Origin of the sequence: Rhabdaerophilum sp. SD176, from assembly GCF_030143245.1 — a bacterium.
GTDB lineage: Bacteria > Pseudomonadota > Alphaproteobacteria > Rhizobiales > Beijerinckiaceae > Rhabdaerophilum.
In genome coordinates, this window is sequence record NZ_JARJNS010000003.1 from 20414 (window position 1) to 44871 (window position 24458).

23 protein-coding genes are annotated in these 24458 nt (G+C 59.4%); 16 read left to right on the forward strand and 7 right to left on the reverse strand.

Translation table 11 applies throughout. The features are described from left to right. Positions 1-609, forward strand: a complete 609-nt coding sequence (locus P0652_RS06890) for a protocatechuate 3,4-dioxygenase (RefSeq protein ID WP_284178556.1) — start codon at positions 1-3, stop codon at positions 607-609. On the opposite strand, the gene P0652_RS06895 is transcribed toward P0652_RS06890, so the two are convergent. Then, positions 610-1566, reverse strand: coding sequence for a 2-dehydropantoate 2-reductase (locus P0652_RS06895; RefSeq protein ID WP_284178055.1), 957 nt, complete (start codon positions 1564-1566; stop codon positions 610-612). Between the two features lie 382 nt (positions 1567-1948). Here P0652_RS06895 and P0652_RS06900 point away from each other — a divergent pair, with 382 nt between their 5' ends. Continuing rightward, positions 1949-3067 (forward strand): TRAP transporter substrate-binding protein, encoded by a 1119-nt coding sequence (locus tag P0652_RS06900; protein WP_284178056.1) that lies wholly within the window; start codon positions 1949-1951, stop codon positions 3065-3067. 218 nt (positions 3068-3285) lie between these two features. Here P0652_RS06900 and P0652_RS06905 read toward each other — a convergent pair whose 3' ends face one another. Further along, complete coding sequence (locus P0652_RS06905) at positions 3286-3903, reverse strand: TetR/AcrR family transcriptional regulator (protein ID WP_284178058.1); 618 nt, start codon at positions 3901-3903, stop codon at positions 3286-3288. Then, a complete protein-coding gene (locus tag P0652_RS06910) occupies positions 3863-4738 on the reverse strand; it encodes an SDR family NAD(P)-dependent oxidoreductase (RefSeq protein WP_349774968.1) in 876 nt (291 codons plus the stop codon). The genes P0652_RS06905 and P0652_RS06910 overlap by 41 nt, the downstream gene beginning before the upstream one ends. A gap of 50 nt (positions 4739-4788) precedes the next feature. Between P0652_RS06910 and P0652_RS06915 the strand changes: the two genes are divergently transcribed. From P0652_RS06915 to P0652_RS06925, 3 genes are all read left to right on the forward strand, one after another. After that, entirely contained in the window at positions 4789-5976 is a 1188-nt protein-coding gene (locus P0652_RS06915) for an MFS transporter (protein WP_284178060.1), read from the forward strand. Then, a complete protein-coding gene (locus P0652_RS06920; protein WP_284178061.1) occupies positions 5973-6908 on the forward strand; it encodes an alpha/beta fold hydrolase in 936 nt (311 codons plus the stop codon). The genes P0652_RS06915 and P0652_RS06920 overlap by 4 nt, the downstream gene beginning before the upstream one ends. An 81-nt stretch (positions 6909-6989) precedes the next feature. After that, positions 6990-7805 (forward strand): hypothetical protein, encoded by an 816-nt coding sequence (locus P0652_RS06925; protein WP_284178062.1) that lies wholly within the window; start codon positions 6990-6992, stop codon positions 7803-7805. Between the two features lie 239 nt (positions 7806-8044). Here the strand turns inward: P0652_RS06925 and P0652_RS06930 are convergent, their stop codons facing one another. From P0652_RS06930 to P0652_RS06940, 3 genes are read right to left on the reverse strand one after another with little or no spacing between them, the layout of a single operon-like run. Continuing rightward, the gene (locus tag P0652_RS06930) at positions 8045-9238 is read right to left on the reverse strand and encodes an RNA polymerase sigma factor (protein WP_284178063.1); all 1194 of its coding nucleotides are present in this window, start codon (positions 9236-9238) and stop codon (positions 8045-8047) included. 29 nt (positions 9239-9267) lie between these two features. Next, positions 9268-9636 (reverse strand): YciI family protein, encoded by a 369-nt coding sequence (locus P0652_RS06935; protein WP_284178064.1) that lies wholly within the window; start codon positions 9634-9636, stop codon positions 9268-9270. Positions 9637-9666: 30 nt separating this feature from the next. Beyond that, complete coding sequence (locus P0652_RS06940) at positions 9667-10140, reverse strand: hypothetical protein (protein WP_284178065.1); 474 nt, start codon at positions 10138-10140, stop codon at positions 9667-9669. A gap of 547 nt (positions 10141-10687) precedes the next feature. Here P0652_RS06940 and P0652_RS06945 point away from each other — a divergent pair. Then, the gene (locus tag P0652_RS06945) at positions 10688-11245 is read left to right on the forward strand and encodes an HD domain-containing protein (RefSeq protein WP_284178066.1); all 558 of its coding nucleotides are present in this window, start codon (positions 10688-10690) and stop codon (positions 11243-11245) included. Here P0652_RS06945 and P0652_RS06950 read toward each other — a convergent pair. After that, a complete protein-coding gene (locus tag P0652_RS06950; protein ID WP_284178067.1) occupies positions 11225-12172 on the reverse strand; it encodes a LysR family transcriptional regulator in 948 nt (315 codons plus the stop codon). The two genes, P0652_RS06945 and P0652_RS06950, sit on opposite strands and share 21 nt — an antisense overlap. Positions 12173-12246: 74 nt before the next feature. Here P0652_RS06950 and P0652_RS06955 point away from each other — a divergent pair, with 74 nt between their 5' ends. The 10 genes from P0652_RS06955 (at position 12247) to P0652_RS07000 (ending at position 24381) form a co-directional block, all read left to right on the forward strand. Beyond that, entirely contained in the window at positions 12247-13812 is a 1566-nt protein-coding gene (locus P0652_RS06955; protein ID WP_284178068.1) for an ABC transporter substrate-binding protein, read from the forward strand. 47 nt (positions 13813-13859) lie between these two features. Continuing rightward, positions 13860-15422: an ABC transporter substrate-binding protein gene (locus tag P0652_RS06960; protein ID WP_284178069.1), complete on the forward strand. Its 1563-nt coding sequence runs from the start codon at positions 13860-13862 to the stop codon at positions 15420-15422. Between the two features lie 64 nt (positions 15423-15486). Beyond that, complete coding sequence (locus tag P0652_RS06965) at positions 15487-16440, forward strand: ABC transporter permease (protein ID WP_284178070.1); 954 nt, start codon at positions 15487-15489, stop codon at positions 16438-16440. Beyond that, positions 16437-17279: an ABC transporter permease gene (locus P0652_RS06970; protein WP_284178071.1), complete on the forward strand. Its 843-nt coding sequence runs from the start codon at positions 16437-16439 to the stop codon at positions 17277-17279. The genes P0652_RS06965 and P0652_RS06970 overlap by 4 nt, the downstream gene beginning before the upstream one ends. Further along, the gene (nikE, locus tag P0652_RS06975) at positions 17263-18930 is read left to right on the forward strand and encodes a nickel ABC transporter ATP-binding protein NikE (protein ID WP_284178072.1); all 1668 of its coding nucleotides are present in this window, start codon (positions 17263-17265) and stop codon (positions 18928-18930) included. The genes P0652_RS06970 and nikE overlap by 17 nt, the downstream gene beginning before the upstream one ends. Beyond that, the gene (locus P0652_RS06980; RefSeq protein ID WP_284178073.1) at positions 18920-19819 is read left to right on the forward strand and encodes a PHP domain-containing protein; all 900 of its coding nucleotides are present in this window, start codon (positions 18920-18922) and stop codon (positions 19817-19819) included. The genes nikE and P0652_RS06980 overlap by 11 nt, the downstream gene beginning before the upstream one ends. A gap of 358 nt (positions 19820-20177) precedes the next feature. Beyond that, complete coding sequence (locus tag P0652_RS06985) at positions 20178-22190, forward strand: MobA/MobL family protein (protein ID WP_284178074.1); 2013 nt, start codon at positions 20178-20180, stop codon at positions 22188-22190. A gap of 578 nt (positions 22191-22768) precedes the next feature. Continuing rightward, positions 22769-23158 (forward strand): hypothetical protein, encoded by a 390-nt coding sequence (locus tag P0652_RS06990; protein ID WP_284178075.1) that lies wholly within the window; start codon positions 22769-22771, stop codon positions 23156-23158. 103 nt (positions 23159-23261) lie between these two features. Further along, positions 23262-23672 (forward strand): hypothetical protein, encoded by a 411-nt coding sequence (locus tag P0652_RS06995; protein WP_284178076.1) that lies wholly within the window; start codon positions 23262-23264, stop codon positions 23670-23672. Between the two features lie 10 nt (positions 23673-23682). Next, positions 23683-24381: a hypothetical protein gene (locus tag P0652_RS07000; protein WP_284178077.1), complete on the forward strand. Its 699-nt coding sequence runs from the start codon at positions 23683-23685 to the stop codon at positions 24379-24381. The last annotated feature ends 77 nt before the right edge of the window (positions 24382-24458 follow it).

The following is a 24458-nucleotide window of genomic DNA, read 5'->3' on the forward strand; positions in this document are numbered from 1 at the left end:
ATGAAACCACCACTTCAACTGCCCCTGTCATCGCACACGATTGGACCATTCTTTCCACCGCATTTCTTTTCCGAAGCCGATAACGACCTGACCCGGGTATCGCGGGACGCTGCGCCTACCAGATCGGGAACACCCTATATCTTGCGCGGAACCGTGATGAAGGAGGGGCGGATTCCTGTTCCAAACGCCATCCTCGAGTTCTGGCAGGCCGATTCCTCGGGGCGTTTCCGCCATCCGCTCGATCCTGCCCATGCCGAAGCCGATCCGGATTTTCTGGGCTGGGGGAGAGACTGGACCGACCTCGAGGGCTGCTACAGTTTCCGGTCTGTCCTGCCCAAGGGTTATGCCGAAATCGGGACGGTCCGGGCGCCCCATGCCAATCTGAGGGTGATGGGCGCCGGCTTGATGAACCCCGTCTGCACCACCGTATTCTTCCCGGATTTTGCCTTGGAAAATGCCAAAGACCCGGTCTTGAATGCTGTTCCGCCAGAATTGCGGCAGCGCCTCGTTGTCGCAGAACGCGCGCCTGAGAACGGGGTCCGCGTCTTCAGCTTTGATATCCTCCTGCGGGGAAGCGCCGAAGACGAAACGCCATTCTTCCAGGATTGATCAGCCTCGATTGACCTCAAGCAAGCGCAACAGCGCATGGATACCGGTGAGCAAAGGAGCGGGATAGCCAAGATGCTGTGACAGCTCGACGAGCCCCCCGATGATCGGTCCGATCTCAAGGCTGCGCCCTGCTTCCAGATCCTGAAGCATGGACGTACGGAAGGCGCCGAGTTTGCGCGTTACCCCAATCCGCGCCTCCGCATCGCCCAGTTCGGGCAATCCGATGAGGCCACACATTCCGGCCATTTCAGCCATCATGCCACGGATAAGCGCAAGGGTCCCGGGATCATCGATCAGTTGGGCGGCATCGGCCTTTGTCAATGCACTCAGGGGGTTCATGTTGGAATTGCCCCAGAGCTTGCTCCAGACTTCACCGCGAATATCCGCAACCCGCTGTGCCGGCAGGCCGCCTGCGACAAGGGTTTGCGCTATTGCGGTGCTTTTGCCCTCACCGGCGGGATCACCGAGGAGCAAGCGATCCGCCTTCAGGATACGGATGCACCCGGGGCTTTCGACGCGGCTCGCGGCATGCACAACAGCTCCGATCACGCGATGCGCTGGCATCAGGCCTTTGAGCGTGCCGTCAGGATCGACCGATTGCAGCGTCAGCCCGTTCGCGGGGCCGCCAAAATGATCCAGGAACCACCATGGAATGCCATTGATCACCGGAAGAACGATTGTTTCCGGGCCCAGCAAGGCAGCGATCAGAGGTGCGTTGGCCGGCAGGTCATGGGCCTTCAGCCCGAGCACCAGAAGCTCCGCAGCAGGCAACGCTCTCGGATCGTCACTTGCCCGAATACCGAAGGCCTCCCGACGGTCGCCGTCCATGAGCACAAGACCAATTTCGCGAAGTGCGGCCAGGCTTCCACCGCGAGCGAGGATAGAAACGTCATGGCCGGCCCGGCAGAACCCCGCGGCAATCCAGCCCCCGATCGCGCCTGCTCCGAGAACGGTCACGCGGCGGCCGGCAAATTCCTGTACGGATTGGCTGGATATCATGGTTTGCAATGTCTCCTGCTGGGTTCATGAAATCGCCAGTTCGCGGTAATGGCGCATTTCCCGGTTCGTTGAATGCGCCATGCTGCGTGGTGCCGCAACTCGCGCCAGAAAGTCGCGGGATCACGGTTGGCCGGCGTTTCAAATCGTGGGGCTGTTTGGCACGTGGGGCATAGAAACCTCGACTTGCGGCGCAAAAGCAGCGCGCCCGACCGGCTGCGACAGGGAATTCTTGTACCGAAACCAACGGCGACCCAAGCGGCTTGACAGATCATGATCCTATAGGTCAGTTTAATGACCTAAATTGACATCAAGTCAACATCAAGCACCTCGGGAGGGTATCATGGCCGGGTCGGATCAATCAAAGAAGCATATCTCTCGCCGGACCATGGTTTCAGGCGCGGCGGTTGCGAGCGGCTTTGTCGCTGCAAAGCCTGCCTTGGCGCAGGCCATGCCGGAATTTAAGTGGCGCATGCCCATGTTCGTGCCCCGCACTGTGGACTCGGTGGTCGACGCTGCAAACGATTTCATCCGTCGCGTTTCCGAAGCGACAGGTGGAAAATTCCAGATCCAGCCCTTCAGTGCCGGCGAGATTGTGCCGGGAGGCCCGGCCCTGCTGGATGCTGCGGAAGCGGGCACGGTAGAATGCGCGTTCACCCTGTCCTATTATTCGTTTGGCAAGGATCCCGCCTACGCATTCGGCACCACCTTGCCTTTCGGCTTCGATACGCGCGGTCAGGCTGCGTGGCTCTTCAAGGGCGGTGGCCTGAAGCTGCTCAATGAATTTTTCAATGCGCGTGGCACGCACGGCCTTCCGGTTGGCAATTCAACCGCGCAGATGGGTGGTTTCTTCCGGAAAGAAATCAACAAACTGGAGGATCTCCGGGGTCTCAAGATGCGGATCCCGGGGCTTGGCGGGATCGTCATGTCAAAGCTTGGCGTCGTCCCGCAGCAACTGACGCCTGGCGATGTCTATCCATCGCTCGAGAGAGGCACAATCGATGCGGCCGAGTGGGCCGGCCCATACGACGATTTCAAGTTCGGCCTCCACAAGGTTGCACCCTTTTACTATGCGCCGGGCTGGTGGGAGCCGCAGGCCACAATCATGTGCTTCATCAACAAAAAGAAATGGGACGAACTGCCGGATATCTACAAGTCAATCCTGGAAACGGCAGCAACCGCCACCTGGAGCACACATATCGCCAATTATGACATGATCAATTCCGGCGGGCTCAGGCAACTGGTGACAGCTGGTGCCAAGATCCGGTTTTTCTCCAAGGAAATCCTCGACGCATCCTATGCCGCAGCCTTCCAGGTCTTCGACGAGTTGCGGGCAAAGAGCCCGGATTTCGCAAAGATCTACCCCCACTGGCTCAAGGCGTTGGAAGAGTATGAAATCTACGCCCGGGTTGGAGAGGCCGCCTATACGAACTATGTCCACCGAAAGCGTTCGGGCGGCTAACCGGCCCGCCCTCGAATTGAATTGGCGGGGACAGCGAGGCCCCCGCCAATCCGGAACCCTTGGCGACTTGGTGCTCGTTCAGTCGATCTTCTGGATAAAGATGCCCTAGTTTTCGGCATGGCGACGCATGTCCGGTTCCGATTTGCTCCGTTGGGGGCAAGAATGACCGCAATGCGGGCGCGAAGCGGTCTATGGAAACCGAGCCTCAGAGACGCCCCTCATGGCAATGGTATCAGAGCCAAGCTCAACCGGGCAAAGCATCTCGACATCGCTTGTTGCAGTTCGATATCAGACATTTGAAGCGTCCGGAGCGTGTCCGACTGTAGAATACTCGCCAGACCATGAAGGGTCGACCAAACAAACATGGCGTCGAGACTGGCACTGGATGGGTGAAATTCACCGGCAGGCCGCAGTTTCATGTCTTTGAGCCGATCCCGCAGCAGCGCAAATGCGCGTTGGGCATTCCGCATCATCTGGGGATGCGCGTCCGGGTCGGGCATCGGCGTATTGAACATGAGCCGATACTTAACCGGATGAAGTTGTGCATAGGCCATGTACCGCTCACCCATCCCCCGAAGGTCAATGAAGGGGTCAGTACTGGGCGGTCTTTGGTCGAGGAACATCGCGAACTCGTCGAAGCATCGTGCAAGGATTTCCGCGAGAATATGGTCGCGACTTGGAAAATGCTTGTAAGGCGCCTGATGCGAAACGCCGAGACGGCGCGCCACTTCGCGAAGACTCAAGCCTTCGATTCCGGCATCCTCGATGATCTGCAAGGCTTCGCTGATGCAGGCTTCACGCAGATTGCTTGGGCCGGCTTTGGGCTTTGCTGCCATCGTGATGTTTCGTTCTGCTGGCCATGATGGCGCTCAATATCATGGTTCGGACAAACCGTGGCAACGTCGCCAGCGAGTTAATCAGGACTTTCGACAGGATTCCCGGCTTGACGGTCGTCTTGCGGCCCAACGCCGCTATGGTCTCGCGGGCAACGCTCCTCGGATCGGCGGAATTGGCCGGAGACAGGTTCGAACGCGTGGCAAACCCTGTCTCGACCGGCCCGGGGGCGCAAGACAACACGTCGATTCCAAATGGCTTGAGGTCGATGGCCAGACCTTCTGCAAGCGTTTGGATATAGGCCTTGGTCGCAGCGTAATGGGCGGCATTGCCAACCCCCTGAAACCCGACGATCGAACCGAAGAAGATCAGGCCCCCTTTCTTACGCCTGGCAAAGCGAGCGGAGAAATCCTTGGCCATGACAAGGACTGCTCGGCAATTGACATCGAGCATGTCGATCTCATCCTCGACATCCGTGGCGAGGAAATTTCCGGCGGTTCCAAACCCAGCGCTCGCGACGAATAATCCGACATCGAGGGCCTCGCAATCGAGAAGCGCCTGCTCGACATCCTCGGCTTTCCCGAGATCGGCAACGATCACCCGTGTCTCGATGAAATTTGATTGCCGGACTTCCGTAGCGATCTGATCCAGAAGCTCGCCTCGACGGGCGACAAGAACGACGTTCAATCCTCGTTGTGCCAGATCCCGGACGATCTCGCGGCCAATCCCGTCTGAAGCCCCGGTCACGACTGCCCACGGGCCGTATCGATCCAGCCATGATTTGCCTGCATCGCTTTGCGTTATCATTGAGCGATCTTCCTTCGATATAGTTGACATTGTCTACCTCTGTGGCATATCAGGTAGACATCGTCAACTCGAGCGCGCCTATGCCCGTCGTGATCTTCGTCCTCGCCACAGTGAACATCGCGATTGGTACGCAGAGTTTTGTGTTCACGGGACTGCTTGCCGAACTGGCTGCCGATCTGGGCGTATCGATCGGCGCGGCAGGACAATTGGTTCCTGCTTCAGCCATCACGTTCGCCGTCGCATCGCCATTCGCCATGTCAATGCTCGCGCGCTACGAGCGCAAACGTGTGATCCTGATCGGCCTCGCTGTGTTATCGATCTGCAATTTCCTCTGTGCCTTCGCGCCGACATTTCCAGCACTCCTCGGCCTTCGTATTCTTGGCGGCCTCGCGACCGCCTGCATCGGCTCGCTTGCCACCGCATCGGTGACGGCCTTTGCTCCTCCCGAGAGGCGCGGGCGCGCTTTTGCTCTGGTCGTCGGCGGCATGACCGTCGCGCTTGCCGTGGGCGTTCCATTGGGCTCGGTGATCGGTGGCATCTTCGGGTGGCACGCGACCTTTGTCTACTCAGGCCTTGTCTGCGCCGCTTGCACGGTGCTGATCGCAATGGGGATGCCGCGCCTCAAGCCGGAAAGTCGCTCGACAATCCCGGTCGGCGCCATTCTGCAATCGCCGGAGGTTATTCAAGTCTTCGCTCTAACCACGCTGGCCTTCGCCGCTGCCTTCACCATTGTTGCCTTCCTTGGGCCCATCATCCACGCTGTAACCGGGCTTAAGGGCGCGGGCATCGGGGCTTTGCAAGCGTTCATTGGCGTCGGCTCCTTTCTGGGGCTCGCCTTGGGCGGCATCCTAGGAGATCAGGAACGCCACCACCTCGGTTTGATCCTGTCATTCGTGAGTGCGGCAATGGTAGCGCTCGGGTTTGCCTTTCTGCTCGCGGGCCCTGCGGCCTCTTGGCCGCCGGCTCTCATCGCCGTTCTGATCCTGATATCCTCCACGGCTCTGTTCGCCGCCATCCCGATCAACCTTTCACGCCTCGGCACACTTGCCGGTGCCGCAACGCCTGTCGTCTTGGCAACGAATGGATCTTTGGTCTCGTTGGGTCAGGGACTGGGTGCGATCCTGGGCGGCTTTCTTGCAGACAACGCGGGTTTGTTCTGGGTCTGCATCGGCAGTGCGGCAATCGCCCTTGGCGGACTGGTTCTGGCGGTATCGCAGCCCGTCACCATGTGCGGCCCTGGGCATTCAAGACTGGGAGCGGATTCATGATGGTATCGATCGCCGGTTTGGCGATGCGGGCTTTGCTCGCATCTGTTGCGGCTCTTTTCCTCTTCTCCGCGCCAGCAAACGCCCGGATGATGAAATCGTATCGGGTAACAATCGCCCTCCCTGATCAACAGCCCTTTGCGCTCCATGTCGAGGAAAGAGGGGCTGGCCGACCAATCATCCTGCTCCACGGATTGGGTGCTTCTTCCTATATGTGGCGTCATCTCGCACCTGAACTTGCGAAGAACCACCGCGTGATCGCGATCGATCTCAAGGGCTTCGGGCGTTCGGACAAACCTGCCGGTGCGGGGTATCGCATCGAGGATCACGTGGCTGCGGTCAGCGCCATCCTGGATCGGCTCAGACTTCGCGATGTCACGCTTGTGGGGCATTCCCTGGGCGGCGCCGTTGCGTTGCTCCTTGCAGTCGAGGCAGATCAGGCGGGCGACGGGAGGATTTCTCGCCTCATTCTCATGAATAGTCCGGCCTTCAAACAGAAGGATTCGCTGGCAATCAGCGTCCTGCGGCTCCCGCTTGTTCCCTACATTCTTCTCCCGGCACTGACGCCCGAGTTCGGCGCGCGCGCAATCCTGAATGCTGGGGATGGCACTCAAATCACAAGCCGCGATATCGAGGCTTATGCGCGTCCGCTCCGAGATCCTGGCGCATTGCAAGCCCTCATCAAGACCGGACGTGGAATCGAACCGGAAAACTTCCCGGAGGTCATCGCGCGCTATCCCCGCTTGCGCCAGCCAACCCTCGTCATCTGGTGCCGGAGCGATCCGACGGTGCCGCTGGCCATCGGGCGGAGGCTGGTTGAAGCGCTGCCCCGTGCCGAATTGCGTATCTTTGACTCCTGTCGACATGTCCCGCCCGAGCAATCCATCAAGGAGACGGCAAGGGCAGTTGGTGCCTTCCTGCGCCGGTCTGAATAATCCCGCATTCCAAGATGGCGGCATCAGAAACGTTGCAGAAAGCCTTGAAATAGCATCCCGGCCCATTTGAGGATATCCCGCATGCCAATCCGCCTTGGTTCTTCGTGGCCCGAAACCATCTATTGGGCGATTGCCCTTGCCATGCTGGCTGCGGGCGCAATCACTCTGATCCTGATGTTCGCCGACGGAAGAACGCTCGATGGGCATACGTCGGTATGGACGAAGCCACTCAAATTCGAGATATCGCTCGCGCTTCATGCATCGACGATCGCACTTGTATGCGGCCTGTTCAGCCAATCGACCAGGAGCAGCATGCCTATGGTGGTAATTGCGCTTCTGTTTCTCGCCGCCTGCATCGTTGAAATGAGCTATATCATTATACAGGGCGGCCTCGGACAGCAGTCACATTTTAACGTCGGGACACCTTTTCATCGCTTCATGTATTCTGTCATGGCCTTCGCTGCCGTCATCATTGTTGGCGCGGCAGGCGCAATCGGCCTTATGGCAATGTCAGATTCCGGATTTGCGGCCTCGCCGCCCTTGAAGAGTGCGATCATCCTCGGATTTCTTGGCGGAACGGTTCTGACTTTGATCACGGCCTTCACGATTGGCGGCCGCTTGAGCCCATTCGTTGGCGGAATTCCCGACTTTGGTTCGCGCATGGTCCTGACCGGGTGGTCAATGACCGGTGGAGATCTGCGTGTTTCCCACTTTCTTGCGACCCATATGATCCAAGCCATACCCTTAGCAGCACTACTGGTCGATCGGGCCCTTTCTGGGCGGGCGGCGGTGCTGCCTGTTTTCGCTTTTGCCGGGTTCTGGGCGCTGTTGACCATCTCCGAGTATCGCAAAGCACTGGACGGGAATTCATCGATTTTGACGTCCCTTTTCAGGTAATCAGCAACTAGGTTTCTGCCAGAAAATGAATTCGCCGATGTCTGAAAAATACGACCCGTTCCAGTTGCGGTTCATGAGACTGGGTCAAAGGCTATTGTCCGCTTCAGGGAATTAGATTGTCGAACCCGAACGACGGCAATGCGGGCGCGGAGCGGATGAATTGACCCCGCATGAATCAACCTTCTTTGGAACTCGGAGAGGTCACCTTTAAACGGCGCGACTGGCAAATGGGCGTAGTCCTAAATCGCCCTGCTGGATATCAAGGTTCCCAGGAAAATACGGACTGGCTCTTCTTGTGTCAGACCGATAGCAGTCTCGATCGCTTGATCGCCCTGCTCGAAGGCTCCGAGAGCGTGGAGCGCCTTCCCTCTTGTCACCCAGTAGGGCTGATAGGTCCGTGCCTCATCCGGTGCGATAGTATCGAGAAGGCCCAAAGCCTCGCCTTCCTGCCCGGCTTCGATGAGCACGGCGGAAAGACCGGTTTTCGCGCCGATGCTTGGGTGATGTTGAACAAGCATACGGTAGAGCGTGAGGAGCGCCTCGTGGTTGGTCCGACCCGTGATGGGCCGCTGGACATGCACCGACTGGATGGCTGCCTCGCATTGGAAGCGCCCGAAGCGGGCATGCCGAGAGGCGGCGGTCAGAAGGCTCTCGGCTTCAATGATCAGATCACGCTTCCACAGGCGGGCATCTTGCCGATCGAGCGAAATGAAGGCGCCCCGTTCATCGCGCCGCGCATCCCGGCGGGCATCGCAATAGAGCATGAGTGCGAGCAGGCCCTTCACTTCGGGCTCATCGGGCATCAGGGCCGCAAGGAGACGGCCGAGGTAAATCGCTTCCTCTGTCAGGCCACGCCCTCCCGCTTCGATACCGGCGGCCGCATCCCATCCAATGCCAAAGGCGGCGTAGATCGCATCAAGCACCTCGGATAGTCGCTGTGGCATGTCATGCTGAGACGGCAGCTCAAAGCGGAGCCCCGAATCCCTGATCTTCGCCTTCGCCCGCGCGAGGCGTTGGCCCATGGTCGTCGGCGCCACAAGAAATGCACTTCCGATGCGCGCGGCGTCCAAACCAAGAATTGTTTGCAACATCAGAGGCGTTCGGATGCCCGCATCGATGGCCGGATGCGCACATGCGAAGAGCAGCTTGAGCCGTTCGTCGGGAAATTGAGGGCCATCCTCGGCCATGCTTTCCTGTGATGCGAGCAGATCGGGAATCGCAGCTTCAGCAATGCCTCTGTGGCGAAGCTGGTTCTTCATCACATTGCGTGCCGCAGTCAGCAGCCATGCTTCTGGGTTCGTTGGCACGCCGTGATCGTTCCAGGACCGCAAAGCGGCTGCGAACGCTTCGGCCAAAGCGTCTTCCGCAGCCGCGATGTCGCGTGAGCGGGCGGACAGAATGGCAATCAGCCGCCCATAGGCTGCACGTGCCACCCATTCAGCGGTATCCCGTGCGCTGTACATCAGGAAACAGGCGGTGCCATGGGCGGCAGCACCGGGCGCACTTCGACCGTGGCACAGGACGCCGACGGCGACCGCGCGGCCCATTCGAGCGCCGTATCGAGATCGGGCACCTCGATGACGAAATAGCCGCCAAGCTGTTCCTTAGTGTCGGCGAAGGGCCCATCCTGAACCATTCGCTTCCCATCCCGAACCCGCACGGTCGTTGCAGTGTGAGGCCCTTGAAGACCGTCGCCTTTCACGATGACACCGGCTTGCGCCATGGCGCCGATGAAGGCGTTCCAACCACCCCAATAGGCCGTCGCCTGTTCCGGGTCATTGCGCTTGGCGAATTCGGCTTCGGGTTCATTGAGCAGGAGCATGAATTGCATTGTTCTATCCTTTCAGGATCGGGGGTTTGTTCAAGCGGAATGCTCGAGATTCCGGAATGTCTGTCGGGTGAGGAGATTTTTCTTCCTGGCGTATAGGCTCACCCCCAACAGCCCGGCAGCGATCAAGACCACGATGGTTAGGATGACGAGCTGTGTGGGGATGTTGGCGAACACGCCATAGTAGAGGTCTCCGGAGAACAGGGTGATATAGCCTGCCATCGAGGCCCAGAAGATCACAACCGCCTGTCCACGGCGCATCAGGAGCGCGACTGAGCCGGCCAGACCACCGATCACACCGACCGCAAAAGCCACGCTGATCCAGCCCGGCAGCGAAAGGTACAGTTCGGCTTGCGCAGCGGTCATTCCAGCAGCCATCAGGCTGTCTTTGGTCTGCCGGAACGAGCCAATGAACTGATAGAGACCATAGGCATTCCAGAGAACGCCAAGACCTCCAGCCAGCCAAAGCCATATCGGCGATTTTGGTTCGTCAGTTTCGAGTGTCATCAAACCTTCTCCTTCGGGTCATCGAGCGAAGGCATCCGTCGCCTCCTGCCCCAATGACACGCGAGGGAAGGCGATTTCGACACGGGCGTAAAAATCAGGCGAGGTTCGGGAGCTGTAGCGCCTGGTAGGTTGCAAATCCTTCGGTTGGCGGCCGTCGCCGTACACAAAACAAAGGAATTTTGCTCCGAATACGAATGGCAATGATTTCAGTAGTTTGTTAGGTGCGCAATTGTGAAACGCGTTGTCTGTTGCCGCCAGGTGCAATGTCCGGTTCTGGAAGAGCGCAGTATCCGTCTAAATGTCCGAAACGCGGGCGCAAACCAGCCTTAGCTCCTTGGCATTCTCAAGCCAAACATCGGTTTTTCCCTGCATCTATCCGCTTTGACAGTGCACCGGCATTCCCTTGCCAGACCATCGCGATGCACAACACAAGCGGGTTCGCTAATATTCGGGGTGGCAGCAGGACCAACATTTGAAATAGATAAATTCTATTTGACTAGCCAGCTATCATAGGAAATTTTTAATCTGCTTTCGCGAGGTATCAAAAATGGACATCCGGCAGGTGCTGATAGACATCTACGCAAGCAAGGCGAACGGCCGTTACGGTCTTTCGGACGTGAACCAGCTCCAGCACGCATTGCAATCCGCTGCCCTGGCGGAGCGCGACGGTGAGTCGTCGACCTTCATTGCCGCCGCTCTTCTCCACGATGTCGGTCATATGATTCACGAACATGGCGAGGACGCAGCTGACCACGGCATCGATGACACGCATGAAGAATTGGCGGGCCGATGGCTGGCGCAGTACTTCGGGCCGGAGGTCTCAGAACCCGTCCGCCTCCATGTGCCGGCGAAGCGCTATCTTTGTGCAGTTGACCAGTCATATTTTGGAAAACTCTCCCTGGATTCGGTTAAGTCCCTGGCACTTCAGGGTGGGCCGATGTCGTCGGCGGAAGTGACGGAGTTCGAGCGCAACCCGCATTTTGAGGCGGCTGTGCGGCTCCGCAAAATTGATGACCGTGCGAAGGATCCCACCGCAAACACGCCGGACTTTTTGCATTTCGTCCGGCATATAGACGCGGCCATTTCAGCCAGCCCTGTATCCTGAGGGGCGTTCGCTGGCAGGAAGATGGCCGGCAGGGACATGGTCGATGAATTCTCGCACGGCAGGAATATCCAGCGATTCCTTGAGCGCCACTGCATAGACACCATGTGCGCGCCCTTGGATCGCCAGAGGCACACCGGTCAATCGATCATCGTGCCCGAGTTCGTTCTCGAACACGGCGCCGAGGCCCATGCCGGCGGCTACGGCCTCCTTAACGGCCTCGCGGCTGCCCAAGGCCAATCGCGCATTCAGGATTGCACGATCCGCATCGAACCCCGCCTGGAGAACAACGCGTGTCATGGACCCTTCCTCGCGCAGGATGAAAGGCCGGTGTGAGATCTCAGCAGGACGAAGCGAGGCCTTCGCGGCCAACTCATCGCTTGTTTGCATGCAGATCATCAGGCGAGGCGTCGCTACGAGCGCACAGGCAAACTGCCCCGGTGGCTCCATCAGGGTCATCACGCCAATATCGATCTGGCAGCGCGCGATCCGATCAAGCAGCTCGGCTGTATTGCCGATTGACGTTGAAACCTTGACGGCTGGCTGCGCCTCCATGAAGGACGCGATGATCGGCAATGCCGCTTGGGGCGTCGATAGCCCAACGCGAAGATGACCACGCTGCATGCCCGCAAGGTCTTTGACCGAAGCAGCAAACTCATCCACCCGTCCGATCGCCAGGCGTGCGCGCACAAACAGATCCGCCCCCGCTTCTGTCAGCACAAGGTGTGGCCGGCGATGCATCAGCAAGACACCACAAGCGTCTTCTAGCGCGGCGAGCTGAACCGATACGGTTGGTTGACTGACGCCGAGCGCCTGGGCCGCCGCAGCAAAGCTACTCGCCTCGGCGACGGCTACGAAGGTCCTCAGACCGGAAAGCGTGATCTCGCGCTCCCGCCTGCCAGGGGCTCTCGAATGCCCGTTCGGTGTCATGTAGCTGACATCTCCATCGATTAAAAAAAAGCAACGAATTAATCATTAAATAGATATAATCTATGGAGCTGTCAATGACCGAACTGACCCGACGCAGCGCGCTTCTTGGCGCAACTACCCTTCTAGCGGCCCTCGACTCTGCGTTGCTTGGAACCGCTTCTGCCCAATCGGGACAACCGAAACGCGGTGGAACGCTTGTCTATGCCCAGTGTTCCGGCAATCGGCGCGGCGGTGATGCCTCCAATGCCAAGCATCCTTATTACATGATCGATCTGATCACGCGTTCGGCGTACAATACGCTGACCTGGGTCGACGAGGGCCTGAATATCGTCAACGAACTGGCCACGAAGCTCGCGCCAACGGATGACAAGCTGAATGTCTGGGAAGTCACCGTCCGCGAGGGCGTTAAGTTCCATGATGGCCGCGAGGTTACGGCAAAGGATTGGGCCTCGTCCTTCGAACTGCATCGCAGGCGCAATTTCGCCTCCCAGCAGATCAAGTCAACCGAGGTAACTGGCACGCATTCGCTGCGCTTCTTCCTTGACGCAGGCAATTCCGAATTCCCCTTCGTCCTCGCCGAATACGATAATGTGGTTATGCCCGCTAACGAGGACTTCCAGAAAATCGGGCTGACCGGCATTGGCACCGGCCCCTTCAAGATCGTCGAAGCCGATCCTCAGCGCCGGATGGTATTTGAACGTAACGAAAACTACTGGAGAAAGGATCAGCCCTTCCTCGATCGCCTCGAGGTGATCAATCGCGAAGGCCAGATGGAGAGCGCGATCAACGGCTTCCGTTCGCGCCAGTTCGATGCGGTGCTCAACATCGACCCGCGTCTTGTCCGCCAGCTTTCCAACGAACCGGAAACGGATGTGGTGCCGGCCTCCTCGGGTGATCAGGCTGTCATCATCCTGCCCAAGCACCCGGGCTCGCCGTTCCTTGACAAGCGCATCCGCCAGGCTCTCGCCTTTGCAATCGACCGGGAGGCGATCGTAAGGATCGTCTATGGTGGAGCGAAATTCGGCTGGATGGGCAATGACAGCCATATGGCCGGCACCGACCCGATGTTTGCGCCCCGGCCGGTCAAGCGCGACGTTGCCAAGGCCAAGGCGCTGCTTGCCGAGGCCGGTCACCCCAATGGCATCACGCTTCCAACGCTCTATTACGCGCCGCAATGGCCGGAAATGAGTCGCTACTTCCAGGTTATCCAGGAGACGGTCAAGGAAGCCGGCATCACGCTCCCCATCGAAGAGCGGCCCAATGATGGGTATCTGAAATTTCGCCAGGGCGAGGCCGATGTTACAAAGGGCAACTACCATAAGTTTGCCTATACCGCTGTGGGCCCGCGGAATCCGGGCATCAGCCTGTTCCGCATGCGCGGTGCCAACAACGAGTCGGGCTATTGGTCCGGTCCGGCGCATGACCGCTACATGGATCTCTACCGGACGGCGATGGTCACGGCGGATGCCGCCAAGCGCAAGGCGATCTACGCCGAAATGCAGCAGATCTGCTTCGATGAGGCACCTGCGCTGCTGCCGGCGGGTCGCAACAATGTACTGATCAAGCGGCCAAACATTCGCGGCCTCAATAACCATCCGCAGCATTGGTCCATCACCTGGGATGGCGTCTGGAAAGCCTGACGCCTGCCGATCTTTGGCCTCAACCACGCCATTCCAAAGGAACACCTATGTCTACCATCAACCGACGGGATCTTCTCAAGGCAGGCGCCGGCGCAGCCCTGCTTTCCGCACTTGATGCAGCCTTTCTGGGCGATGCCATCGCGCAGGAGCAGCCCAAGCGGGGCGGGACGCTGTCCTACGCGCAGCTCTCCGCCAACCGGCGCTCGGCTGGTCCGAACAACTCCAGGCATCCCTATTTCATCGTGGACGCCAACACGAAGCAGATCTGGTCGACGCCAACCTGGGTGAACCCGGAGCTCGGCCTCGAACTGGAGATCGCTACCAAGCTTGAGCCGGCAGATGGCTCGCTCAAGGTCTGGGACATGACGCTCCGTGAAGGGGTGATGTTCCACGACATGACCGAGATGACCGCCGCTGATGCCGTAGCCTCATTCAACTACCATCGCCAGAACGCGCCGTTCGCCCGGCAAATCACCAAGGTGGAGCAGATCGGGAAATACGCCGTCCGCTTCACGTTGGAAGCCGGCAACGCCGAGTTCGGCTATGTGCTAGCGGAGTATAACAGCCCGATCATGAAGGCGGCGCCGCTCGAGACAATCGGCCTAGACGGCATTGGCACCGGTGCGTTCAAGATTGTGCAGAGCGACCCGAACCGTCTGATGATTCTCGAGCGCTTCGAAAGCTACTGGCGCAAGGGCCTTCCACATCTTGATCGTATCGAGATTCACAACCGCGAGGGTCAGCAGGAATCCGCGCTGAATGGCTTGCGCTCAGGCCAGTTCGACGCGGTGATGAATATCGATGGTCGCGCCGCTCTCCAGTTCCAGAACGATCCGAACTTCGAGATCGAGACAGCACGCGGGGGCTATTCCTTCGTCATCCAATTGCCGAAGCACCCCGGCAGTCCCTTCCTCGACAAGCGTGTGCGTCAGGCTTTTGCCTATGCCATCGACCGGGAGGCGATTGTGCGTGTGGCCTATAGCGGTCGTTTTGGCTGGATTGGCAATGATAGCCACTTGATGGTCACCGATGCAGCCTTCGTGCCGCGGGCCGGTGGCCGCGACGTGGCAAAGGCCAAGCAACTGCTTGCTGAAGCAGGCCATCCCAACGGGATCAACCTCGGCACGCTCTATTGGAGCCCACAGCTCCCCGAGGCTGGCCGTTACTTCCAGGTGCTTCAGCAATCGGTGAAAGATGCCGGGATCACGCTGACTATCGAAGAGCGTCCGAATGACGGCTACATCCAGTTCCGTACCGGCGACAACGACTTGTCCAAGGGCAACTTCCATAAATTCGCCATGACGGCGGTTGGCTCGCGCAACCCCGGCATCAGCCTATTCCGGATGCGCGCGGCCTTTGTCGAAAGTGGCCACTGGCGCGGCCCGGAACATGACAAGTATCTCGCGCTCTACAATCAGGCGATGGTCACGCCGGATGCTGCCAAGCGCAAGGCAATCTACGCCGAGATGCAGGCGATCCTCCACGAAGAGGTGCCTGCTATCCTGCCCGCTGGCGGAAACACGCTCATGGTCAAGCGCAAGCATATGCGCAATATGCCCTATCACCCGCAGATCTGGTCGATCCGATACGAAGAGATCTGGCGGGCGTGATCGCATTGAGGAATCACGCGGCTTTGTGTGACGCCGTCTACAAGAGGCGCAGGAGGGCGACATGTTGATCGCCGCCCTGCGCCGTGTCTTGTTGTCATGCATCACGCTGGTCATGTTGACGGTGTTCATTTTCATCGCGACTGAGATCATGCCGGGCGACGCGCTTGACGTGTCGCTTTCGGCCGACGAGATCGCGATGATCCCGCCTGAGCGCCTTGCCAAGATGAAGCAGGATCTTGGGCTCGACCGTCCTGCACCCGAACGGCTTTTGAGCTTCCTCGGCGGTGTCCTGACACTGGATTTCGGCAAGACGCTGATCTCGAAAACGCCGGTGACGGCCATCATCGGTTACCCTCTGAGGAATTCGCTGATCCTCGCGGGCGCGGTGCTGCTTCTGGCCATTCCGCTGGCTTTGACGATCGGTATTGCAGCAGCTGTTTGGCAGGGCAGAGCGATTGACAACATCGCATCTACCGGGGCCATCATCGGCTACTCGATCCCGGAATTTGTCATTGGGACAGTTCTTGTCATGATCTTCGCTGTGGCATGGCCAGTGTTTCCTGCCACGATCACAGCATCCACCAATGATGCAGCGCTCACATTGCTCGCGGCATCACCTCTGGCGGTCGTGACAGTGCTCATCGGCTCGATCGCGTACCTCGCCCGGCTTCTGCGGACCGGCATGGTGGATGCGCTGGCGAAGGACTTTGTCGAGCGCCTGCGCCTTACCGGCATCCCGGAATGGCGGATCGTTTTCCTTCATGCCTTGCCGGCAGCGATCGTGCCGAGCCTGACGGCGATGGCGCTTTACGCTGCCGCGCTCGTTTCAGGTATCGTGGTGGTAGAACTGGTCTTCGCCTATCCCGGCCTGGGGCAGGAACTTGTGCGCGGAGTGACCCGGCGAGAGGTGCACGTGGTGCAGGCCATCGCACTGTGTTCGGCAGCGCTTGTCGTCGCGCTTAACTTTCTGGCGGATATGGCCATCCTCGCCCTCGACCCCCGCACGAGGCGCGCATGACACTATTCTTCAGACGGCTGGTCAGGCGGCCGCTCACCCTCTTTGGATTGGTGCTGGTTGGCCTCCATCTCCTGGTCGCGCTTGTTGCGCCATGGATCACACCGTATGACCCTCTCAAGCTCCTTGATGCGCCATTGGAACCACCAACCGAAGCCTATTGGCTTGGAACGGATGAGCTTGGACGGGACTTTTTCTCGCGGCTCCTGCTGGGCGGCCAGATTTCCATCATTGCTGCTGCATGCGCCGGGCTGATCGCAGCCATCGGCGGCGGACTTCTTGGTCTTGCGAGTGCTTACCATCGTGGCCTGTTCGATGATGTGGTGTCGCGCCTTGTCGAAATGAAGCTGTCGATCCCCTCGATCCTGCTTGTCTCCCTGTTTGTCACTGGCTTCGGGCAATCCTTGGCCGTTCTCGTTCTGACCATGGGTCTCATCTATATGATGGGCGTTATCAGAACCTCGCGTGCGATGGGACTGGTGATCCTCGAGCAGGGCTATGTGAAGGCGGCGCAACTGCGCGGCGAAAGCAGCTTCGCCATTATTCTCCGCGAAATGCTGCCAAATATCTTGGATCTCCTGACGGTTGAGTTTGCCTTGCGCACATCCAGCGCGCTGTTGCTTGTTTCGGCGCTATCGTTCCTTGGGCTAGGCGTTTCGCCACCCACGCCGGATTGGGGGCTGATGATCCAGAGCGGGCTGCAATCCATCCGCTCGGAACCCTGGCTGGTTCTTGCGCCGTCTCTGTGTATCTCGAGCCTTGTAATCGGCATCAATTTCGCGACGGAAGGCGTCGCGGGTTTACTGGGCTTGGAGGCTGCGCGCGGTGCAACAGGCAAGTAATCCAATTATCGAATGCAGCGGCTTGTCCATTGGCTACGCCGATATGCTCGGCAAGGTCGCGCGCGTCGTGGACGAGGTATCATTCCGTCTCGGGCCCGGCCAATCCATGGGAATTGTCGGCGAATCTGGCTCCGGAAAATCAACGCTGGCGCGGGCGCTTCTGGGATATCTGCGGGGCGGTGGGCGGTTTGATGGGGGCCGTCTCCTTGTCGACGGGATTGAGATCACCAGCACTACCTTCACATCTATTCGCTCACTCCGTGGGTTGCGCGTGGCGATGGTTCCGCAAAATCCGCTGGCGTCACTGACCTATCACATGCCGGTTGGCCGCCAGGTTGAAGAGGTGCTCCGGTCTCGCCGCGGTCTGGTGCGGGTCGAAGCGGAGCGACGTGTTGTGGAACTCTTTGCGGAAATGGGTCTGCCACATCCCGAGACGATCGGGCGACGCTACCCGCACCAACTCTCGGGTGGCCAGCGGCAGCGGGTTGTCATTGCCGCAGCACTCGCTTGTGACCCGGCCCTGCTGGTTCTGGATGAGCCGACAACCGCGCTCGACAAGACAACCGAAGCTCAGGTCCTGGAGCTGATCCAACACATGCGTGTGGCGCGTGGAGCGGCCCTGGTGCTGGTGACGCATGATCTCAATGTTGTTGCCGATGTATGCGAGCGCGTTCTGGTCATGAAGGAGGGTCGGATCGTCGAGCAGGGGCTTGTTTCCGCCGTGTTCCGACAGCCGGAAGATACCTACACGCAGACGCTGCTTGGTGCGTCGCTCGATCTCTCTGGCGCCGCACCCTCCGTGAATGCCGGGCTGAAGCCGCTCGTCTCGGTTCAGGATCTGACCTTCCGATACCAGCAAAGCGGATGGTTCGGGCCCAAAAATTCCACCGGAAAACCGACCTTGGACGGGGTCAATCTGTCGCTTGGCCGAGGCGAAGTCCTGGGCGTGATAGGGGAATCCGGCTCTGGAAAGACAACGCTGGGCCTTGTTCTGGCAGGGTTGATCGCGGCAGAAAAGGGCGTATTGATGCTGGAAGAGCAATCCATCGCGATGCTCGCCGGCAAGCGCCAGCCGGCTCTGCGCCGACGGATCCAGACCGTTTTCCAGGACCCGCTCTCCTCGCTCAACCCGCGCCAGACGGTCGCAACCGCCATCATGCGACCGCTACGCCATTTCTTTGGCATGAATAGCAAGTCTGCACGCGAAAAGGCCGCATCGCTTCTGGCGGATCTCGGGCTTGGGCCGGAATTCCTGGAGCGTTACCCGCGGCAGCTTTCTGGAGGACAGCAACAGCGAGTCGCCATTGCGCGAGCATTTGCTGCCGAACCCGATGTTTTAATTTGCGATGAGATCACATCTGCTCTTGATGCGTCAGTCGCAGGACAGGTTCTTGGAGAGCTGGACGCTCTTCGCCAAAAGCATGGCACGAGCGTGATCCTGATTACTCATGATCTCGCGGTGATTTGGCGGATGGCCAGCCGGGTGATGGTGCTGAAGGATGGTCTCGTCATCGAAACAGGCGCGACGGCTGATGTGTTTGCTGCCCCGAAGGATGCCTACACCGCCAATCTGTTGTCGTCTGCCTCCCGCGTCAGGCGTCTGGGGCAAGACACCACCCTGATCGAGGAGCCCCTTGCACATGCCGTTTGATCCCGCCTTTGGCTCGCCCGGTTCCTTCTTCAAGGGGAATATCCATACCCATTCCAATCGCTCCGATGGTGCGCTCACCCCTGAGGAGGTCTGCCGGCGTTATCGCGAGGCAGGCTATGATTTCCTTGCCCTGACAGACCATTTCCTCCCCAAATTCGGCTTCCCGATTGTTGACACGGAGCCCTTTCGCACGGCTGGCTTCACCACCATCCTTGGCGCAGAAGTGCACGCGCCGAAAACCGCGCTCGGTGAAGTCTGGCATATCCTGGCTGTCGGGCTTCCTGCTGATTTCCCGCCGACCTCGCCCGACGAATCCGGTGCAGCACTCGCGCAGCGCTGCGTTGACGCCGGCGCTTTTGTCGCGATCCCGCATCCTGGCTGGTACGCGCTCACGGCAGACGATGCCGCGACCTTGCCGACTGCCCATGCGGTGGAGATCTACAACCATACCAGCCATGTGCGGACGGATCGAGGCGACGGTGCCTATCTGGTCGACCAGATGCTCGTTGCGGGCCGCAAGATCAATCTGTGTGCAACGGACGATGCGCATTTTCACTGTGATGATGCCTTTGGCGGGTTCGTCATGGTCAAGGCCGTGGCGAATACACCGTATGAACTTCTCGCGGCGTTGAAGGCCGGGGCCTTTTACTCAAGCCAAGGGCCGACCATCGAGCAGGTCACAATCGCCGATGACACGGTCGAAATCGTCTGTTCGCCTTGCCAGGCGATTATGGCGCTCGGGCGTGGGTCCTTGGCCGAGCAACAGATCGGCACAGGTCTGACAAGGGCCCAGCTGCCGCTTGGAAAGCTGCGCAGAGGTGGCTTCATCCGTATCGCCATCGCCGACGCCACCGGCCGGCGTGCCTGGACAAACCCTGTCTGGCTTTGAAGGCTTCGCGCCCTAGTCTCGGACCAGCGGCCTGTTTGCTTGACGGCAGCCTTCACTGGCCCCAGGAGCATGGCGCTCCGGCGGTCTCGAACTAGATTTTGATCGACCCGCTGACCCTATCGCGTTGAATGACTGCTTTCGGGTGCCAGCCTGTTCTTGCATGAGCGACAAGAATGGCGGCGCGAAACCGATTGTCGGCTTTCTCGCTTCACGCTGCCTTTGGCCACGGCAGTGCTTTTGATTGCACTGAATATATTTCGATTGACTTCGATTGAGGCCTCATTGTTGCCGCGATCGAGCGATGACATGCAAATATCCGCTGTCGTTCTTGTCTTTTTTCAAAAGGCGAGAACCCGTCATGGACAGCTTCGATCACGCCCTTAAGCTTTTCCTCGAACGTCAGGAGCGCGGTGCTGCCCGGCTGGCACGCGCAAAACAGGCAGAGATTGATAGCGAGATTGAGGAGGCGATGCGGGTCACGCATCAGGCGATCGCCCTGGCCGAGCGGCGCGCGCTAAAAATCCTCAATGCCAAGGTCGGCGCCGAGCGGGCTCAAGCGTTGTTTCGCGAATGGTGGAGTTCGCCGGGGCTAATGACCGTGGCGGGCACGAGCGCCTCTCCGATGATCACAACCAGCCGACCAATTTCCTCGCAGGGAAGTGTGTCATTTCACTTCGATGTTCGGAATATCACGACCGCTGGGCTAATCGTCGATCTACTTGAAGGGCGGGTGCCCTGGCGCGTGATCGGTCGATTTAACGATCCCGGCTCAGTCGCGCACCAGAAATACATCGAGCGCGAGGACGGGATCGAGACCCTCGATCCTGGGGATGCGGCCAATCATCAAGGCTATATCGAGCGGGATGGGGCGACTGAGACGATTGAACGCGAGCGTTCCTCCTGGGGCACGATCTCGTCCGATCCGAAGGAGCGGTTGGAATTCTGGCGGCAACTTGAGCAAGTCGAGAACAACCCGCGCCCAACATTTCTCGCCTTCGACCCGGCCTTCCACCCCGAGATCTGGGCCAAGGCAACTCGGTCGCGGGATTTTCCGGTGCGGGTTTTCGCCGAGCTCGTCGCGGGATCCCGGTCTGTTGCCGTATCAGACGATGAGGCGCTGATGGTCTTCCGGGCTTTCGCGCGCGCCGGGTTCGTCCCATCTGCCAAGCGCGATTCAGCAAAGCCCGCGCCGGTGCGGTTCGATCTCGGCCGCGGCGGCAACGTCCAGACGCGCATAATCGTCAGCCTGCCACATGAAATGACGGCCCGCGAGCGGCTCGCCCTCGCCAAGGACTACACAGCAAAGTTCGAGAGCCTTGGAATCCCCTATTGGGCGGTGATCCACGCCCCGGGGCCGAATAATGATGCGCGGAACTATCATCTCCATATTAATCTGGCGACGCGGCCGGCAAAGAAGATCCCCCATCCACTTTCCGGCGAGCTGGTCTGGGATTTTTCTGTTCTCGCAACAAGAACCTACGCCAATGATACCAGGCGGATCATCCGGCCGTTCACCCAAAAGAAAATCCGGGCGATGAACCACCTTAACTGGATTCCCATCGAGCGAGCGCGATTTGCGCGGATCGCGAACAAGCATCTCGAACGCGGCGGCTATCAAAAGCGCCTCGACCCGCGCACCCATGAAGCCATGGGTCTGCCACCACCACGACCCCATCTGCCGAAGACAGATTATGGCCGCGAGCGTCGTGGGCTGACAACGCCGCGCGGCGTCAAGCTCGCCACGCAGCAATGGGAGGATGACGTCCGCTCGATTGCCCGTGTGGTTCAAGAGAATACGCGTTCGACACGATCCGGGAAAACAAAGACGGCTAAGGAGGCCGAGGCCGCTCCTGCCGCCAATGGTGACGAAATCGCCTACCTCCATGCTCTCTCTCATGTCGCTTTGCGGATCATAAGCCGGTTCCGGCTCCGATCACCGGACGAAGAATCAGCCGAAAAGCGCGCCGCTGAGGCGCTTGCCGAGGACTTCGATGCTGAAATCAGCGCGGAACGTGAGCGTTTCAGTCAGCGGAATGCCGAGCGAAAAGCCCCCGAAATCGAGGTGCCGGCGCGGGTGGCGAAACCCCGAGACAAGCACGAGAAGGCGTCTGTCGGACCCGCAAGAGCATCCCGATCGCTGCGAGCAACAACACCTGCCAATACCCCGCAAAGGCCGGCCCAACCCGTCCCGTCCTTGCCTTCGCCTCAAGAGGCAACTGTTGTGCTGGCGACCCTCGAGGCCTCCATTTCCGATCCGCCGAATGCAGCCAACAACAAGCCCGGCAAGAAGGCCGCGAAACCGCCCAAAGCGATGGAGCGGAAGCGGGTGATGATCGCCCGACAGAAGGGAAAGGGCGGCATCAAACGGTAATCCATTTTCCGATGCCAACCTCTGAATTTTGTGGCTCGACACCCGGTCACCGCCATTCCCGATTTTTGCCGGCGGGGAATGCCCGACGGCGATCCACCGATTAGTGCAACCTTCATGTTGAAGCGCGTTCCACTCAAGCGCCTCCGCGCATCACGCACCATTTAAAGTTCTGTTTCTTCTTCCTTTTTGAGCTTCTTCCGAGTCAATTCCCAAGAAAGAGTTGGCCGTCCGGCTCATCCCTCCCTCCCTTAAAAATAGAAAGCCCGACCATGTCGAAGAACGACGATGCATGCCCTGCCACAAACCTTATCTCCTCGCCGGCGGCTGAAAGCCCCGGGAGCAGAGCCGGCCAAACGGCCCCGCCGACCGATCAAGCGCCGGAAACTCCGGAAACCCTGGAGCCCTCTTCAAACTCCTCGACCTCGTCAAACGAAGCCTCGGAAGCGCCTGATCACCCGCAAAGCGTGGCTGTTTTCGATGAGCGCAACGACGTTTCGCAGTCCTTGGAATCCTTTCCCCGACGCGAGCGCTTCACCTGGGACGAATTTCACGTCTCGCTCGGCATCAAGGATCTGCCAATGACGGTTCAGCTCCTTCTTTTTGCGGCGCCTGTCGCGCCGGTGGATCTCATCGATCGATGTGTCGACATCGATGATATCGAGGCCTGGCTGGCGCGTTTCGACCCGTTCATTGATGACAGGCTCGTCTATGCCGCAGGCTGGCTGTCCGATCTTTTGATCATGGAGATGGCGCTTCGCCCGGCTCAGTCGCGGGATGAACTCCGGACGCGGATCATGATCCTGGCCGATTCACGCGCGGATCGGCCGGAGAACGGCCATTACGACCTTGTTTGCGAGACCGTGCTGAGGGCCGATATCGCCCGGCTTGGTCTTCCCGCCGACGACCCCGTCGTCACGCATTTCGAATCCCGAATGACTCTCAAGACGTCAAGAAAGTCCGAGGGTTAACTGGGTCAATTCCCGCAAAATCCGCTCTCCCGACCCTGCTGATCGCCGCCCCTGACCCGGGCGGCGATTTTGTTTTCATCACCGCCGAAGAAAGGCAAAAGCCATGACCATCAACCCTCCCAAGACCCCCGACGAAAAAGACACCCACCACCTCACACACGAGGATCGACATCTTTACGCGGCGCATGATCAGAGCCGCTACAACCCGAGCCCCGAGAAAGCCGCCGCGGCTTTGAACAAGGCCACGCGCGATGCCAAGACCGTTGATGCGTCGCGCGACCCTGAATTGTGTCGTCAGATCGAAACCTATGCGATCGATGCGGCAATCCGGCTCTTGTTCTGGCCCGTGGCCTCCGAGGCGGAGTGCCGCGTCAAATACTCGTCCCTCCTCGGAGCGCCCTTCCTCCCCGGAACGAGCCTGATGCTGCACCTTATTGCTGGTGCACTTCGCCACGACAGCGAGCGGCTCGGGGTCAAAATCGAGCTCAAAACCATCGCGCCAACCCTGAACTGAGGCAATCACCATGACCCTGAATCCGTTCGCGCCTCGCCCGAGCGCGCCCGCCGGCTTCCACGCGAGCGAGGTATTCCTCGCCCCGAACCTTGAAAAGGCGGCGTTGCCAGGCCCCGAGACCAGCATGGTCGACTATACCATCTACTGTGCCGGCGCCCCGCATTTGGCCCAGTTCAGCCGCCTCACCGGCATTCCGGTGTTCAAGATCGGCATTGCCCGGTTTGGCGCAATCAACCGCATTCGCGGGCTCGCCCGGCATCATTATGCCGGGTATTGGGGCCGTCCCGGCGAGGATGTTTCCAGCATGACCGCATTGCCGGGCGCTGAGAGCTGGGTCCAGATCCGACTGCCAAGGCCGAGCGAGCTTGATCACGACGTCATCAATGCCTTGCGGTTCGAGAATGCGGGCATCACGATCAGCCTGCCGGCTTCGATCCATCCGGAAACGGTAGACCGGACGGTCGATGACCTTCTCGCCAACATCAACCTGAGGCGGGTCCTTGCAACCGAGGGCGGACAGGTCCGCCTTCGCAATGGCGGCGTCGACCAGAAGGGTTGGTTTTTTACGCATTACCAGAATGCCGACCGCCCGGATCAACTCGCCGAGGCGCGCGAACTCTACGTCTTCGAGCCGCGCCAGCATACGGGCAATCTCGCACGGGGCCTGGCGCGGCTGGTGCATCATTATGGAGCCTGCCGCGATGAGTGACGATGATGCGGAATCGCGCGACACCAATCCATCACCGATCCGGCAGATCCTTGGACGACATACCCTCGCCCATCTTC

Bases quoted from the DNA above. Each gene is read 5' to 3' on its own strand.
- P0652_RS06985 (WP_284178074.1), top strand. From the start codon at position 20,178: ATGGACAGCTTCGATCACGCCCTTAAGCTTTTCCTCGAACGTCAGGAG.
- P0652_RS06900 (WP_284178056.1), top strand. From the start codon at position 1,949: ATGGCCGGGTCGGATCAATCAAAGAAGCATATCTCTCGCCGGACCATG.
- P0652_RS06950 (WP_284178067.1), bottom strand. From the start codon at position 12,172: ATGACACCGAACGGGCATTCGAGAGCCCCTGGCAGGCGGGAGCGCGAG.
- P0652_RS06945 (WP_284178066.1), top strand. From the start codon at position 10,688: ATGGACATCCGGCAGGTGCTGATAGACATCTACGCAAGCAAGGCGAAC.
- P0652_RS06915 (WP_284178060.1), top strand. From the start codon at position 4,789: ATGCCCGTCGTGATCTTCGTCCTCGCCACAGTGAACATCGCGATTGGT.
- P0652_RS07000 (WP_284178077.1), top strand. From the start codon at position 23,683: ATGACCCTGAATCCGTTCGCGCCTCGCCCGAGCGCGCCCGCCGGCTTC.
- P0652_RS06935 (WP_284178064.1), bottom strand. From the start codon at position 9,636: ATGCAATTCATGCTCCTGCTCAATGAACCCGAAGCCGAATTCGCCAAG.
- P0652_RS06990 (WP_284178075.1), top strand. From the start codon at position 22,769: ATGACGGTTCAGCTCCTTCTTTTTGCGGCGCCTGTCGCGCCGGTGGAT.
- P0652_RS06955 (WP_284178068.1), top strand. From the start codon at position 12,247: ATGACCGAACTGACCCGACGCAGCGCGCTTCTTGGCGCAACTACCCTT.
- P0652_RS06905 (WP_284178058.1), bottom strand. From the start codon at position 3,903: ATGGCAGCAAAGCCCAAAGCCGGCCCAAGCAATCTGCGTGAAGCCTGC.
- P0652_RS06940 (WP_284178065.1), bottom strand. From the start codon at position 10,140: ATGACACTCGAAACTGACGAACCAAAATCGCCGATATGGCTTTGGCTG.
- P0652_RS06970 (WP_284178071.1), top strand. From the start codon at position 16,437: ATGACACTATTCTTCAGACGGCTGGTCAGGCGGCCGCTCACCCTCTTT.
- P0652_RS06910 (WP_349774968.1), bottom strand. From the start codon at position 4,738: ATGTCAACTATATCGAAGGAAGATCGCTCAATGATAACGCAAAGCGAT.
- P0652_RS06960 (WP_284178069.1), top strand. From the start codon at position 13,860: ATGTCTACCATCAACCGACGGGATCTTCTCAAGGCAGGCGCCGGCGCA.
- P0652_RS06995 (WP_284178076.1), top strand. From the start codon at position 23,262: ATGACCATCAACCCTCCCAAGACCCCCGACGAAAAAGACACCCACCAC.
- P0652_RS06920 (WP_284178061.1), top strand. From the start codon at position 5,973: ATGATGGTATCGATCGCCGGTTTGGCGATGCGGGCTTTGCTCGCATCT.
- P0652_RS06925 (WP_284178062.1), top strand. From the start codon at position 6,990: ATGCCAATCCGCCTTGGTTCTTCGTGGCCCGAAACCATCTATTGGGCG.
- P0652_RS06980 (WP_284178073.1), top strand. From the start codon at position 18,920: ATGCCGTTTGATCCCGCCTTTGGCTCGCCCGGTTCCTTCTTCAAGGGG.
- P0652_RS06890 (WP_284178556.1), top strand. From the start codon at position 1: ATGAAACCACCACTTCAACTGCCCCTGTCATCGCACACGATTGGACCA.